The following is a 12111-nucleotide window of genomic DNA, read 5'->3' on the forward strand; positions in this document are numbered from 1 at the left end:
CCGTGCGGGGCGGGGGGAGTTGGTGCCCTGCTGGGTCGCCGCCCGGATCGGTAAGGTTGCCGACCTCACGGAAAAACGTGGGAGAAATGCGTCCGCCGGCTACGAGGTGATGGCGGGATCCTCCGGCGGAGGGGTCGGTGCCCCCGGCAGCCGGACCGTCGCCACCGTGCCGCCGCCGTCCGCCCGGGCCAGTCCGACCTGGCCGCCGGCCTGCTCCACGGTACGGGCGACGATCGAGAGACCGAGGCCCGAACCCGGCAGGGCACGCGCGCTGGGGGAGCGCCAGAAGCGGTCGAAGACGTGCGGGAGTTCCTCGGTGGGGATGCCGGGACCGTGGTCGCGGACGGTCAGCGTCCCGTGGCTCAGCCGGACGTCGATCGTCCCGCCCTCGGGACTGAACTTCACCGCGTTGTCCAGGATGTTGACCACCGCCCGCTCCAGCGCGGCCGGCTCCGCCCGGGTGTACCAGGGCTCCAGCGACGCCGTGATGGTCAGCTCCGGACCGCGCAGGCGGGCCCGGCGCAGCGCCGACTCCACCGCGTCCTCCAGCGAGACCACCTGCACGCGTTCGCCGCGCTGACCCTCCGAACGGGACAGTTCCTGGAGATCGCCGATGAGCGACGCCAGCTCGGTCATCTGCGCCTTCACCGAGGCGAGCAGCGCCTTGCGGTCCGCCGGCGGGATCGGACGGCCCGTCTCCTCGCTGCGGGTGAGGAGCTCGATGTTGGTGCGGAGGGAGGTGAGGGGGGTGCGCAGCTCGTGCCCGGCGTCCGCGATCAGCTGCTGCTGGAGCTCGCGGGAGTTGGCGAGGGAGGCGGTCATCGAGTTGAACGAACGCGAGAGCCGGGCGACTTCGTCGTCGCTGTCGTCCTCGACGGGGATGCGGATGCTCAAGTCCTCCGTCCGGGCCACGTGTTCGACGGCTTCGGTGAGCTTGTCGACGGGCCGCAGTCCGGCGCGGGCCACCGCGAGCCCGGCGGCTCCCGCGCCGAGGACCCCGATGCCGGAGACGAGGAGAAGGACCAGGGCCAGGTCGTTCAGGGTGTCCTGGGTGCTCTTGAGCGGGACGGCGACGAGCAGGGCGGCATCGGGGTACAGCTGGGGCGCGCCCATACCCTGGCTGACCATCACAGGCCTGGTCAGGACCCGGACGTCGTCGCCGTCGGTGTCGGTGCCGTTGCGGTAGATGCCTTCGCCGGTGGCGGCGTTCTCGATGACGTCCTTGTCGTCGGACGTCGTCTTCACGGTGCCGGCGGAGTCCGAGGAGACGCACGCCGTCCCATCGGCCTTGACGATCTGGGAGTAGAAGTTGTCGTGGGACCGCAGGCCGTTGAAGGTCGTCTCCGTGGGTTCCTGCGGACAGGCGGTGAGGATGGCCTGCAACTGGGTGGGGCTCACCGGCCGCTGCGCCGACTTGCTCAGATCACTGTCCAGCTGGTCGTACAACTTCCCCTGCACGATGAACCAGCAGGTCACCGAGACCGCCGCCACCGCGAAGGCCACGGCGGCGGCCACGAGCATCGACAGCCGGGCCCGGATGGGCAGGGTCCGGAACCGCCGCATGACCTTGCTCACTCCGCGCCGCCCTGTCGCAACACGTACCCGACGCCCCGCACGGTGTGCACGAGTCGCGGCTCCTTGCCCGCCTCCGTCTTGCGGCGCAGGTACATCACGTACACGTCCAGCGAGTTGGACGACGGTTCGAAGTCGAAGCCCCAGACCGCCTTCAGGATCTGCTCACGGGTGAGCACCTGACGCGGGTGTGCCATGAACATCTCCAGGAGGGTGAACTCCGTGCGGGTCAGTTCCACGGGGCGTCCGCCGCGGGTGACCTCGCGGGTCGCGAGGTCCATGCGCAGGTCGGCGAAGGTGAGGGCCTCGTCCTCCTCCACGGCCGCGCCGGCCGCCGCGGCGTAGGAGCTGCGCCGCAGCAGAGCCCGTACGCGGGCGAACAGTTCGTCCAGCTCGAAGGGCTTGACCAGGTAGTCGTCCGCGCCGGCGTCCAGTCCCGTGACCCGGTCGCCGACCGTGTCGCGGGCCGTCAGCATCAGGATCGGCGTGGTGTCGCCGGCCCCGCGGATGCGGCGCGCGGCGGTGAGACCGTCCATGCGCGGCATCTGGATGTCCAGCACCACCAGGTCGGGCCGGTAGGCCGACGCCTTCTCCAGCGCGTCCGCGCCGTCCACGGCGACCTCCGTGTCGTAGCCCTCGAAGGCGAGGCTGCGCTGGAGTGCTTCACGCACCGCCGGCTCGTCGTCGACGATCAGGATGCGCTGGGTGTCACGGTCGCCTTCGGCGGGGCTCATGGGCGTGGATTCCTCGGGGGTGCGGTGGGACGACGGGAGGCTGGACCTGCTGAACGTGCTGAGTGTCCTCAGCCTCGCACGGTTCCCGGTGCCCGCGTAAAGAGTGGGTTGGGGTGAGATCAGCCGTGTATGGCCGCGAGCCGGTTGAGCGGGACCTTGCGCTGGTGCGGGCGGGCCGCGGTGGTGCGCAGACCCATCAACTGGGGGGCCGCCACCTCCGGCGCGCGGGTCGGCGCGACGGGCGGGTGCAGCTCGTACGCCACGTCGAGGGCCAGGCCGAGGTCGGCCGCACCACAACCGGTCACCGTGTGCGAAACCTGCTTGATCATGACGTACTCCCTGGCTCGATGGTGGGTGGTCAGCTGTCGGAGCCGCCGGCCCGCAGGGTGGCGAGGTCGGCCTTGACGGTGTTGATCGGGATGGCGAAGCCGAGGCCGACGCTGCCGGCGTCGGCGGAGGACGAGGAGTCCGTCGCGGCGGAGTACATCGCGGAGTTGATGCCGATGATGTTGCCGCCGGCGTCGATGAGCGCCCCGCCGGAGTTGCCGGGGTTGAGGGAGGCGTCCGTCTGGAGCGCCTTGTACGTCGTCGTGGACGTACCCGTGTCGCCGTTGAACTGCTGGCCGCCGAACTGGAAGGGCCAGTTGCCGTCGCCGCCCTGGCCGTTCTGGCCGCCCTGGCTCTGGCTCTCGTCGGTCGAGACGGTCACGTCCCGGCTGAGCGCGGAGACGATGCCGCTGGTGACGGTGCCGGTCAGGCCCTCGGGGGAGCCGATCGCCACGACCGTGTCGCCGACCTTGACGCCGTCGGAGTTGCCGAGGGTCGCGGGCTTCAGGCCGGACGCGTTCTCCAGCTTGATGAGCGCGAGGTCCTTCTTGCTGTCCGTGCCGACGACCTTGGCGGTGTACGACTTCCCGTCGCTCGTCGACACCTTGATCGAGGTGGCGCCGGAGATGACGTGGTTGTTGGTGACGATCTCGCCGCCACTGGTGATGATCACCCCGGAGCCGGTGGACGTCCCGTTGCTGAGCGTGGCGCTGACCTCGACGACGCTCGGGCTGACCGCCGCCGCGATGGTGGCCACGTCACCGGTCTTGCTGGAGGGCACCACGCTGGTCGTGGTGGACGAGTTGACCACCTGGTCCTTGCCGGTCAGCTCCTGGATGCCGTAGGCCGTGCCGCCGCCTATGGCCGCCGCGACGATCGCCACGGCGGCGAGCAGGGCGAGCGGGCCGCGGGCGCGCTTCTTCCCGGCGGGCGCGGGCTCGGAGGCCACGGGGGTGAGGAGAGCGGTTCCGCCGCCGTTGCCGCCGTAGCCGCCGTGGTCGGCGCCGTCGGCCGCCGCCTGGGTCTGCCACACCGCGGTGGGCTCGACCGCCGGCTGCTGGTGCGCCGACTGCTGTACCGGCTGGTGCGGTGCGGGCTGCGCGACCGGCTCGTACGCCGGCGGGGGCGGCCACTCCGGGTTCACCGGGGAGGAGCCCACGGGGGCGGAGGCGTGCTGCTGGGCGCCCTCGTACGGGGCCTGGTACGGGTTCTCGAAGTTCTCGTACTCGCCGCTGCGGCGGATGCTCTCGGTCATGGAAGGAAGCTTCTCGCCCGACCATGAGAGCTCCCTGAGCGCTCCCTGAGAAGCCCGCCAGAACCTCGTATGCCCGAAATAAAGAGCGATCCCCGAGAAGGCGGAAGCCTCTCAGAGACGTCTCATACACGGCTCATCGAGTCATGCACGGCTCATCGAGGCCCGCGCGGGCACCCCGCGCAGTTGCCCGAGGCCGAGCGGCTACTCGCAGCCGCAGGACCGCCGTACCACCAGCTGCGACGGGAACACCTTCAGCCGCTCGCGCCGCGACCCCGCGACCCGCAGACCGTCGTCCAGGACGAGGTCGACCGCCGCGCGGGCCATCGCCGAACGGTCCGATGCGATCGTTGTCATGGGCGGGTCGGCCAGGGCCGCTTCCTTGATGTCGTCGAAGCCGATGACCGCCAGTTCGCCGGGCACGTCGATGCGCAGCTCGCGCGCGGCGCGCAGCAGGCCGATCGCCTGGTCGTCGGTGGAGCAGAAGACGGCCGGCGGCCGGTCCGGCCCCGCCAGCAGTTCCAGGGAGACGCGGTAGGCGTCGTAGCGGTTGTACGGCGCTTCGAAGAGCCGGCCCTCGGTGCTGACGCCGGCCTCGTCCATCGCGCGCCGCCAGCCCTCGACGTGGTCGGAGACCGGGTCGCCGACGGAAGGGGTGTCCGCGGTGCCGCCGACACAGGCCACGTACTCGTAGCCGTGCTCCAGGAGGTGGCGTACGGCGAGCTGGGCGCCGCCCAGGTCGTCGGTGACGACGGCGACGTCGTCGATGGCTTCGGGGCGTTCGTGCAGCAGCACCACCCGGGCGTCCCAGGCGTCGATCTCCGCGGCCGCCAGATCGTTCAGCGCGTGGCTGACGAGGATGAGGCCCGAGACGCGCATCCCGAGGAACGCCCGCAGATAGTGGACCTCGCGCTCGGCGACGTAGTCGGTGTTGCCGACCAGCACCATCTTTCCGCGCTCGGAGGCGGCCTGCTCGACCGCGTGCGCCATCTCGCCGAAGAACGGCTGACGGGCGTCCGGGATGATCAGGCCTATGAGGTCGGTGCGCCGGGACGCCATCGCCTGGGCGACCCGGTCGGGCCGGTACCCCAGTTCCTTGATGGCGGCGAGTACACGCTCGCGCGTGGCCGGGGCGACCGGCCGGGGTCCGTTGTTGATGACATAGCTGACGACGGCGGTCGAAGTCCCCGCCAGTCGCGCCACATCATCCCGAGTCACCTTGGCCACGCGCGGAGTCTACGCGGATGGACCTGCTCCGGGCAGGGCGTACAGGAGCTTCCCTGTGCGCGAGCAACGCCCTTCCCGAGCAGGTGCCGGGCTTACCGGCGGGTACTACGCCTCCGCCGAGACCTCGGTGGCATCCAGGGCGTCCCGGTTGTCCGTATCGTCCGCGTTCGACCGCTCCGACCGGTCCGTCTTGGCCTTCGCGTCGTCACTCGCGCGCTCCCCCTTCTCGGGGGTAACGAATCGATAACCGACGTTGCGGACGGTTCCGATCAGCGACTCGTGCTCGGGGCCGAGCTTGGCGCGCAGCCGTCGTACGTGGACGTCGACGGTACGGGTGCCGCCGAAGTAGTCGTAGCCCCAGACCTCCTGGAGCAGCTGTGCGCGGGTGAACACCCGGCCCGGGTGCTGGGCCAGGTACTTCAGCAGCTCGAACTCCTTGAAGGTGAGGTCCAGGACCCGTCCCTTCAGCTTCGCGCTGTAGGTCGCCTCGTCGACCGACAGGTCGCCGTTGCGGATCTCCATCGGGGAGTCGTCGTTGACGATCTGCTGGCGGCCCATGGCCAGTCGCAGCCGGGCCTCGACCTCGGCCGGTCCCGCGGTGTCCAGCAGCACGTCGTCGATGCCCCAGTCGGCGGTGACGGCGGCGAGGCCGCCCTCGGTCACGACGAGGATGAGCGGACAGCCGGGTCCGGTGGAGCGCAGCAGCTGGCAGAGGCTGCGGACCTGGGGCAGGTCGCGGCGGCCGTCGATCAGGATGACGTCGGCACCGGGGGTGTCGACGAGCGCGGGGCCTTCGGCCGGCGCCACTCGCACGTTGTGCAGCAGCAGTCCGAGGGCCGGAAGCACCTCCGTCGACGGCTGGAGAGCGTTGGTCAGGAGCAGCAGAGAACTCATACGTCTGGTTCCTCCTCGGTCCCTGCGAGGACATTGCGGCACTGCGGCTTTTGCGGCACTGCTCTGCGATCCCGGCGGGGCCGTACACCTACGGTCACCTGGCGTTTCCCGCCCGGTTCCCATTTCGTATACAACGCTTCCGAAAGCACAAAAGGACCCGGGGGCTACGCTGCCCGAGTCCTCTGTCCAGCAGAATAGCCCACATGAGCAGCGGTCCGGCAGGTCATGTGGCACGTTCCACCGTTCGTCCGAATTCCGAGACGGGCACGCACGCACCTTTGCGGACGTTTCTGCCCACCGCCGACGGGATTGCCGTCGATTCCGTATACGAACCGGGTGCGGCCGTATACGACGCCTCCGCGCCATCCACCCGTCACCCGGTGTTCGTCGTCGCCCACGGGTTCACCGGGGACGTGGACCGTCCGCACGTGCGGCGCGTGGCGTCCGCCCTCGCCCGGCACGGCGCCGTCGTCACCTTCTCCTTCCGGGGGCACGGCCGCTCCGGCGGACACTCGACGGTCGGCGACCGCGAGGTCCTCGACCTGGCCGCCGCGGTGGAGTGGGCACGCTCGCTCGGGCACACGCGCGTGGTGACCGTCGGGTTCTCGATGGGCGGCTCCGTGGTCCTGCGGCACGCGGCGCTGTACGAGGGGACGGTGGACGCCGTCGTGTCCGTGAGCGCCCCCGCCCGCTGGTACTACCGCGGCACCGCCCCGATGCGCCGGCTGCACTGGATGGTCACGCGTCCCGAGGGCCGGCTGGTCGGCCGCTACGGCTTCCGCACCCGGATCCACCGCCGGGACTGGGACCCCGTCCCGCTCTCCCCGGTCGAGGCGGTCCCGAGGATCGCGCCCACCCCGCTGCTGATCGTGCACGGCGACCAGGACGGTTACTTCCCCCTCGACCACCCCCGGATGCTGGCCGAGGCGGCCGCCGGTCACGGCGAACTCTGGCTGGAGCACGGCATGGGCCACGCCGAGCACGCGGCCGACGACGGCCTGCTGGCCCGCATCGGGGACTGGGCCGTCGCGCGGGCGGGCTAGCCTGACCGTGTACACAGCCGATCGACAGAGGAACCTGATGCCCAAGGTCACGGTGCGCTACTGGGCGGCCGCCAAGGCCGCGGCCGGGGTCGCCGAGGAGCCGCACGACGCGGCCACGCTCGCCGAGGCGCTCGACGCCGCACGCGCGCGACACCCCGGTGAACTCGTGCGTGTCCTGCAGCGATGCTCGTTCCTCGTCGACGGTGACCCCGTGGGCACCCGCGCACATGAGACGGTACGGCTGGCCGACGGCGGCACGGTCGAGGTGCTCCCGCCGTTCGCAGGAGGGTGAGATGACCGACCAGCCGTACGACCAGCAGGGCTATCAGGGGCGCGAGGGCTACGAGGGTTACGACGACCCCTACGCCCAGCAGCAGTCCCAGCAGGCTCATCAGCCCCAGCAGGCTCACCAGCCCCGGCACGCCCAGCAGCAGGCCTGGCCGGGGCAGCAGCAGGGCTACGAGGACCCGCAGGCCCACCTCCAGCACACGCAGCAGTGGCAGGGCCAGACCTGGGAGACGAGCGTCCAGGCGCCGATCACCCCGGCCGACCCGGCCCAGACCGCCTATCTGCCGCCGCAGACCGGCGAGACACCGATCCACGGCAGCCGGCAGTCCGCGTACGGCGACTCCGCCGCGTATGGCACCGCCCCTGGGTACGGCGACTCCTCCGCGTACGGCGACACCCCTGGCTACGGCGACTCCTCCGCGTACGGCGACACCCCTGGCTACGGCGACTCCTCCGCGTACGGCGACCGCCCCGGGTACGGCGACACCCCGTCGTACGGCGGCGGCCCCGGGGCGCGTGCGGCCCTGCCGCCGGAGAACCAGGCCCAGCCGCACCACGCCCAGCCGCACCACCAGGCCCAGCAGCATCACGCCCATGCGGGGGACCGGCAGGTGGCCCCGGCCCCGCAGCAGGCCTCCCACCTGCCCTCGGCGTCTGCCGCCCCCCTTGCTTCCGCGCCGGTGCCGGAACCCGCGACCGGAGACACCGGCATGACCTACGGACCCGCCACCCTGGCCGGCAACGCCCGCGTCACCGACGCCCAGCGGGCCCGCCTGGAGGGGCGTTCGCCGATCATCGAGCCGGGGATGCAGCCCGCCGCGCTCACCGCTCTCCTCGGTCTGCTCCTGTCCGGCGCGGCGGCCGTCGGCTCGTACGCCCTCCTCGTCCCGCTCGTCGTGCTCCAGGCCGTCACGGCGGCCGGCTGGTTCCGGCTGAACGGCATGTGGCCGGCCCGCCAGGGCATCGCGCTCGCCTTCCTGGGCGCACTGGTCTCGGACGCGGCGCTCCTCGCGGCGGGCCGGGAGAACGCGCCCGCCGCGATCTTCGGCACCCTCGGCGTCTGGGTCCTGCTCTGTCTGGTGCTCCAGCTGCGTTCGCACGCCGACCCCGACGAGCGCATGTACGGACTGATGGCGACCGTCGCCTCCTCCGCGCTGGCCGTCCTCGCCACCGGGCACCTCGGCGCCGAGCCGGACGCGGTGACGGTCGGCGCGGCCGCGGTGGCGGTGGCCGTCCTGGCCCGGGCGCTGCCGCTGCCCACCCCGGCCTCCGTCGTGGTGGCCCTGCTCGCGGCGGCGGGTGCGGGCATCGCGGTCGGCGGGATGACCGGCCTGGGCGCCAAGGGCGCGCTGCTCGGCGCGGGCGCGGCGGTCTGCGCGCTGATCGGCCACCGGGTCGCGAGCTACGACTACCCCTCCCGCTTCGTCCACCTCACGGCGGGCGTGGCCCTGCCGCTGGCCGCGGCCGCACCGGCGATCTACGTGCTCGGGCGGGCGCTGGCGTGAGGCCTGCGCGGGGAGTGGCGCCGGAGTAAGGGGTGAAGAGCGGTGATGGTCTGTCACAGGTGATCGACAAATCGCCGGTGCCCCTTCCGCGCGGGGTTACCTTGAACCGTTGTCAATGAACCGTTCAGGTCATCCGGGTGGGGGAACTACCGCATGCGTGCGCTTCGAATACTGCTGGTCGTCGTCGTGGTCCTGGGCGGCCTGTTCGTGCTCGCGGACCGCCTGGCCGTGAACTTCGCGGAGGGTGAGGTGGCCGACAAGCTGAAGGCCCACGAGGGCCTCGCCACCACCCCGGACGTATCCATCAAGGGCTTCCCGTTCCTCACCCAGGTCGTCGGCGGCTCGCTGGACGACGTCGAGGTCGGCATGAAGGACTACGAGGCGGCGACCGGCACCAGCGGTCGGTCGATCCGGATCGACGACCTCCAGGCGGACATGAAGGGCGTCGAGTTCTCCGGCGACTACAGCTCCGCCACCGCCTCCAGCGCCACCGGTACCGCGTCCATCACCTACGCCGAGCTGCTGAAGACGGCGAAGTCCGAGCCCACGCAGGTGATGCAGGGCGTCACCGCGAACGTGGTCGGTCTCTCGGACGGCGGCAACGGCAAGATCAAGGTCGCCGTCGAGGCCACCGTGCTCGGCACCAAGCTGCCGCAGCCCGTGTACGTCCTCAGCACGGTCACCGTCGAGGGCGACACCGTGCGCGTGCACGCCGACTCGCTGCCCAGCTTCGGCGGGGTGCGGGCCGCCGAGAGCGAGGTGCGCTCGATCACCGACTTCGAGCAGAAGATCGACGACCTGCCCGGCGGGATCCAGCTCGACAAGGTCCAGGCGGGGACGAACGGTGTGGACATCTCGGTGAAGGGTTCGAACGTCAAGCTGGCCGGGTAGGGCTGCTCCCGGACCGGGTCCTCCGGTCCGGCGTGCGGTGGACGGCGGACGTCCGACAGGCGAGACGGCGTCGTCCGTTCGGCAGAGGTGACGACGGACACAAGCGCCCGGAAGCCGTGCCACGACGGCCCGGGCGCTTCCCTTGTCCCACTATTCGGACGATCGCATCTCACTATTCGGCATGCTGGTGACATGCCCACCTGTCCGTCCCTACGATCGTCGACATGATGCAGCGACAGGCGGACCTCACGAAGCGGCGGGCAGTAGACCTGTGCCGCGTCGCCGCCATGCTCTGTCGCACTTTCTGAGCGGAAGCGCCGCCGGCCTTCCGCGCCTCCCGGCGCCCTCGTTCGAGGGCATCCGTGCGTCGGCCGCCGGCGAGACCCGGCCGCGCACCCTCTTTCTTGCACACCCCCGCCGCACCTGCCCCGGAGGAGAACGAGCATGAGCCGCAGTGACGTCCTGGTCGACGCCGACTGGGTCGAGGCCAACCTCGACAACGCCGACATCGCCATCGTCGAGGTCGACGAGGACACGTCCGCGTACGAGAAGAACCACATCCGGAACGCCATCCGGATCGACTGGACCAAGGACCTCCAGGACCCGGTCCGCCGTGACTTCGTCGACCAGGAGGGCTTCGAGAAGCTCCTGTCGGCCAAGGGCATCGCCAACGACACGCTGGTGATCCTCTACGGCGGCAACAACAACTGGTTCGCGTCCTACGCCTACTGGTACTTCAAGCTCTACGGCCACGAGAACGTCAAGCTCCTCGACGGTGGCCGCAAGAAGTGGGAGCTGGACGCCCGCGAGCTGGTCGAAGAGGTGCCCGAGCGCCCCGAGACCTCCTACCAGGCCAAGCCGCAGAACAAGTCGATCCGCGCCTTCCGCGACGACGTCGTGGCGGCCATCGGCTCGCAGAACCTGGTCGACGTCCGCTCGCCCGACGAGTTCAGCGGCAAGCTGCTCGCCCCCGCGCACCTTCCGCAGGAGCAGTCGCAGCGTCCGGGCCACGTCCCGTCCGCCCGCAACATCCCGTGGTCGAAGAACGCCAACGACGACGGCACCTTCAAGTCGGACGACGCGCTCAAGGAGCTCTACGCCGACGAGCAGGTCGACCTGGCCAAGGACACCATCGCGTACTGCCGTATCGGCGAGCGCTCGGCCCTGACCTGGTTCGTGCTGCACGAGCTGCTGGGCGTGGAGAACGTCAAGAACTACGACGGCTCCTGGACCGAGTACGGCTCCCTCGTCGGTGTCCCGATCGAGCTCGGCGCCAACAAGTAACCATCCGAAGACCGACCTGAACGACCTCTGGAGACGCATATGTGTGGAGCGAAGGCCGGCGGCCCGGACGCCTCGACGATCAAGCCCGGTGAGACCACGATCCAGGGTCAGGTGACCCGCGACGGCGAGCCGGTGACGGGCTATGTCCGCCTGCTGGACTCGACCGGCGAGTTCACCGCGGAGGTCCCGACCTCCGCCACCGGACAGTTCCGCTTCTACGCGGCCGAGGGCACCTGGACCGTTCGCGCCCTCGTTCCCGGCGGTACCGCCGACCGCACGGTCGTCGCCCAGCAGGGCGGCCTCGCGGAGGTCGCGATCGCGGTCTGAGCCCCGGCTCCGACACCGCTGACGCAAGGGCCGTGCCCCCGGGTCGAACACCCGGGGGCACGGCCCTTCCACGTGCCCGGCCCCGCCCCGATCCGGCGCCGCGGTTCTACCCTGGAGACATGTACGCCCGCCGCAGGCACGTCTACTTCGCCATGATGGGCAGCTGTATCGCACTGTTCGTCCTGGCCTGGGGAGTCGTGCGGCTCTGGTCGATGCCCGTGGCCGTCGGGATGTGCGTGGTGGCCATGGTCATCCCGCCGCTCGCCGCCATGGTCGCGAACCGGCGCGGCCCCGAGGACCGCTGGTGGGACGACCCCTCCGGCGACCCGAAGTCCGACGAGTGGTGGGACGAGCTGGACGGCAAGAAGCGCCGCCCCCAGGACAGGCCCTAGTAGACGAGCGCCTGGACGCCGTCGGTCAGCGCCTCCTGCACGAACACCTGCGCTCCCGCGATCCGTACGCCCTCGATGACGTCCTTCTCCGTGATGTCCCGGCGGGCCGCGCACTGGGTGCACAGCGTGATGCGGCCACCGGCCAGGATCGCGTCGAGCAGACCGGGCAGCGGGGCCGCGTGCGGCAGCTCGAACCCGGCCGCCCGGCCCGGCAGCGCGAACCAGGCGGACTCCCCGGTCAGCCAGAGCGAGACCTCGACCCCGCTGGCCACGGCGACGGCCGCGACCGTGAACGCCTGAGAGCACCGCTCGGGCGCATCGGCCCCTGCCGTCACCTTGATCACGAGCTTCTTCGCCATGCCTGAATCGTAATCA

15 protein-coding genes are annotated in these 12111 nt (G+C 71.0%); 8 read left to right on the plus strand and 7 right to left on the minus strand.

Going from position 1 to position 12111, the window contains the following annotated elements; all coding sequences use genetic code 11:
* Positions 1 to 99 precede the first annotated feature (99 nt).
* The 6 genes from OG440_RS20005 to OG440_RS20030 all read right to left on the minus strand — a co-directional run bounded on the left by OG440_RS20005 (position 100) and on the right by OG440_RS20030 (position 6006).
* Positions 100 to 1575: a sensor histidine kinase gene (locus tag OG440_RS20005; protein WP_406008166.1), complete on the minus strand. Its 1476-nt coding sequence runs from the start codon at positions 1573 to 1575 to the stop codon at positions 100 to 102.
* Positions 1572 to 2306 carry a response regulator transcription factor gene (locus OG440_RS20010; protein WP_406008167.1) on the minus strand — a complete coding sequence of 245 codons (735 nt, stop codon included), beginning with the start codon at positions 2304 to 2306 and terminating at the stop codon, positions 1572 to 1574. Before OG440_RS20010 ends, OG440_RS20005 begins: the two co-directional genes overlap by 4 nt.
* 119 nt (positions 2307 to 2425) lie before the next feature.
* Positions 2426 to 2635: a hypothetical protein gene (locus tag OG440_RS20015; protein WP_406008168.1), complete on the minus strand. Its 210-nt coding sequence runs from the start codon at positions 2633 to 2635 to the stop codon at positions 2426 to 2428.
* Between the two features lie 29 nt (positions 2636 to 2664).
* Positions 2665 to 3888, minus strand: coding sequence for a S1C family serine protease (locus OG440_RS20020; RefSeq protein ID WP_406008169.1), 1224 nt, complete (start codon positions 3886 to 3888; stop codon positions 2665 to 2667).
* A gap of 201 nt (positions 3889 to 4089) precedes the next feature.
* Complete coding sequence (locus OG440_RS20025) at positions 4090 to 5112, minus strand: LacI family DNA-binding transcriptional regulator (protein WP_389507220.1); 1023 nt, start codon at positions 5110 to 5112, stop codon at positions 4090 to 4092.
* 105 nt (positions 5113 to 5217) lie between these two features.
* Positions 5218 to 6006 carry a response regulator transcription factor gene (locus OG440_RS20030; protein ID WP_406008170.1) on the minus strand — a complete coding sequence of 263 codons (789 nt, stop codon included), beginning with the start codon at positions 6004 to 6006 and terminating at the stop codon, positions 5218 to 5220.
* 203 nt (positions 6007 to 6209) lie between these two features.
* Between OG440_RS20030 and OG440_RS20035 the strand changes: the two genes are divergently transcribed.
* The 8 genes from OG440_RS20035 (at position 6210) to OG440_RS20070 (ending at position 11736) form a co-directional block, all read left to right on the plus strand.
* A complete protein-coding gene (locus tag OG440_RS20035) occupies positions 6210 to 7049 on the plus strand; it encodes an alpha/beta hydrolase (protein ID WP_406008171.1) in 840 nt (279 codons plus the stop codon).
* A gap of 37 nt (positions 7050 to 7086) precedes the next feature.
* Complete coding sequence (locus OG440_RS20040) at positions 7087 to 7341, plus strand: MoaD/ThiS family protein (protein WP_406008172.1); 255 nt, start codon at positions 7087 to 7089, stop codon at positions 7339 to 7341.
* Position 7342: 1 nt separating this feature from the next.
* Positions 7343 to 8842 (plus strand): hypothetical protein, encoded by a 1500-nt coding sequence (locus OG440_RS20045; protein ID WP_406008173.1) that lies wholly within the window; start codon positions 7343 to 7345, stop codon positions 8840 to 8842.
* Positions 8843 to 8995: 153 nt separating this feature from the next.
* Entirely contained in the window at positions 8996 to 9733 is a 738-nt protein-coding gene (locus OG440_RS20050; RefSeq protein WP_406008174.1) for a DUF2993 domain-containing protein, read from the plus strand.
* Between the two features lie 227 nt (positions 9734 to 9960).
* A complete protein-coding gene (locus OG440_RS20055) occupies positions 9961 to 10041 on the plus strand; it encodes a putative leader peptide (RefSeq protein ID WP_351007875.1) in 81 nt (26 codons plus the stop codon).
* Between the two features lie 136 nt (positions 10042 to 10177).
* Positions 10178 to 11017, plus strand: a complete 840-nt coding sequence (locus tag OG440_RS20060; RefSeq protein WP_406008175.1) for a sulfurtransferase — start codon at positions 10178 to 10180, stop codon at positions 11015 to 11017.
* A gap of 39 nt (positions 11018 to 11056) precedes the next feature.
* Positions 11057 to 11344, plus strand: a complete 288-nt coding sequence (locus tag OG440_RS20065) for a DUF1416 domain-containing protein (RefSeq protein ID WP_004986406.1) — start codon at positions 11057 to 11059, stop codon at positions 11342 to 11344.
* Positions 11345 to 11463: 119 nt separating this feature from the next.
* A complete protein-coding gene (locus OG440_RS20070) occupies positions 11464 to 11736 on the plus strand; it encodes a DUF3099 domain-containing protein (RefSeq protein WP_406008176.1) in 273 nt (90 codons plus the stop codon).
* Here the strand turns inward: OG440_RS20070 and OG440_RS20075 are convergent.
* Complete coding sequence (locus OG440_RS20075) at positions 11733 to 12095, minus strand: DsrE family protein (protein ID WP_406008177.1); 363 nt, start codon at positions 12093 to 12095, stop codon at positions 11733 to 11735. The two genes, OG440_RS20070 and OG440_RS20075, sit on opposite strands and share 4 nt — an antisense overlap.
* Between the last annotated feature and the right edge of the window lie 16 nt (positions 12096 to 12111).

It is taken from the genome of Streptomyces sp. NBC_00637, from assembly GCF_045161545.1.
Lineage (GTDB): Bacteria > Actinomycetota > Actinomycetes > Streptomycetales > Streptomycetaceae > Streptomyces.

What these genes read in the sequence shown, in the direction of transcription:
- OG440_RS20010 (WP_406008167.1), bottom strand. Translation starts at nt 2,306, where the DNA reads ATGAGCCCCGCCGAAGGCGACCGTGACACCCAGCGCATCCTGATCGTC.
- OG440_RS20015 (WP_406008168.1), bottom strand. Translation starts at nt 2,635, where the DNA reads ATGATCAAGCAGGTTTCGCACACGGTGACCGGTTGTGGTGCGGCCGAC.
- OG440_RS20020 (WP_406008169.1), bottom strand. Translation starts at nt 3,888, where the DNA reads ATGACCGAGAGCATCCGCCGCAGCGGCGAGTACGAGAACTTCGAGAAC.
- OG440_RS20030 (WP_406008170.1), bottom strand. Translation starts at nt 6,006, where the DNA reads ATGAGTTCTCTGCTGCTCCTGACCAACGCTCTCCAGCCGTCGACGGAG.
- OG440_RS20035 (WP_406008171.1), top strand. Translation starts at nt 6,210, where the DNA reads ATGAGCAGCGGTCCGGCAGGTCATGTGGCACGTTCCACCGTTCGTCCG.
- OG440_RS20040 (WP_406008172.1), top strand. Translation starts at nt 7,087, where the DNA reads ATGCCCAAGGTCACGGTGCGCTACTGGGCGGCCGCCAAGGCCGCGGCC.
- OG440_RS20045 (WP_406008173.1), top strand. Translation starts at nt 7,343, where the DNA reads ATGACCGACCAGCCGTACGACCAGCAGGGCTATCAGGGGCGCGAGGGC.
- OG440_RS20050 (WP_406008174.1), top strand. Translation starts at nt 8,996, where the DNA reads ATGCGTGCGCTTCGAATACTGCTGGTCGTCGTCGTGGTCCTGGGCGGC.
- OG440_RS20055 (WP_351007875.1), top strand. Translation starts at nt 9,961, where the DNA reads ATGCAGCGACAGGCGGACCTCACGAAGCGGCGGGCAGTAGACCTGTGC.
- OG440_RS20060 (WP_406008175.1), top strand. Translation starts at nt 10,178, where the DNA reads ATGAGCCGCAGTGACGTCCTGGTCGACGCCGACTGGGTCGAGGCCAAC.
- OG440_RS20065 (WP_004986406.1), top strand. Translation starts at nt 11,057, where the DNA reads ATGTGTGGAGCGAAGGCCGGCGGCCCGGACGCCTCGACGATCAAGCCC.
- OG440_RS20070 (WP_406008176.1), top strand. Translation starts at nt 11,464, where the DNA reads ATGTACGCCCGCCGCAGGCACGTCTACTTCGCCATGATGGGCAGCTGT.
- OG440_RS20075 (WP_406008177.1), bottom strand. Translation starts at nt 12,095, where the DNA reads ATGGCGAAGAAGCTCGTGATCAAGGTGACGGCAGGGGCCGATGCGCCC.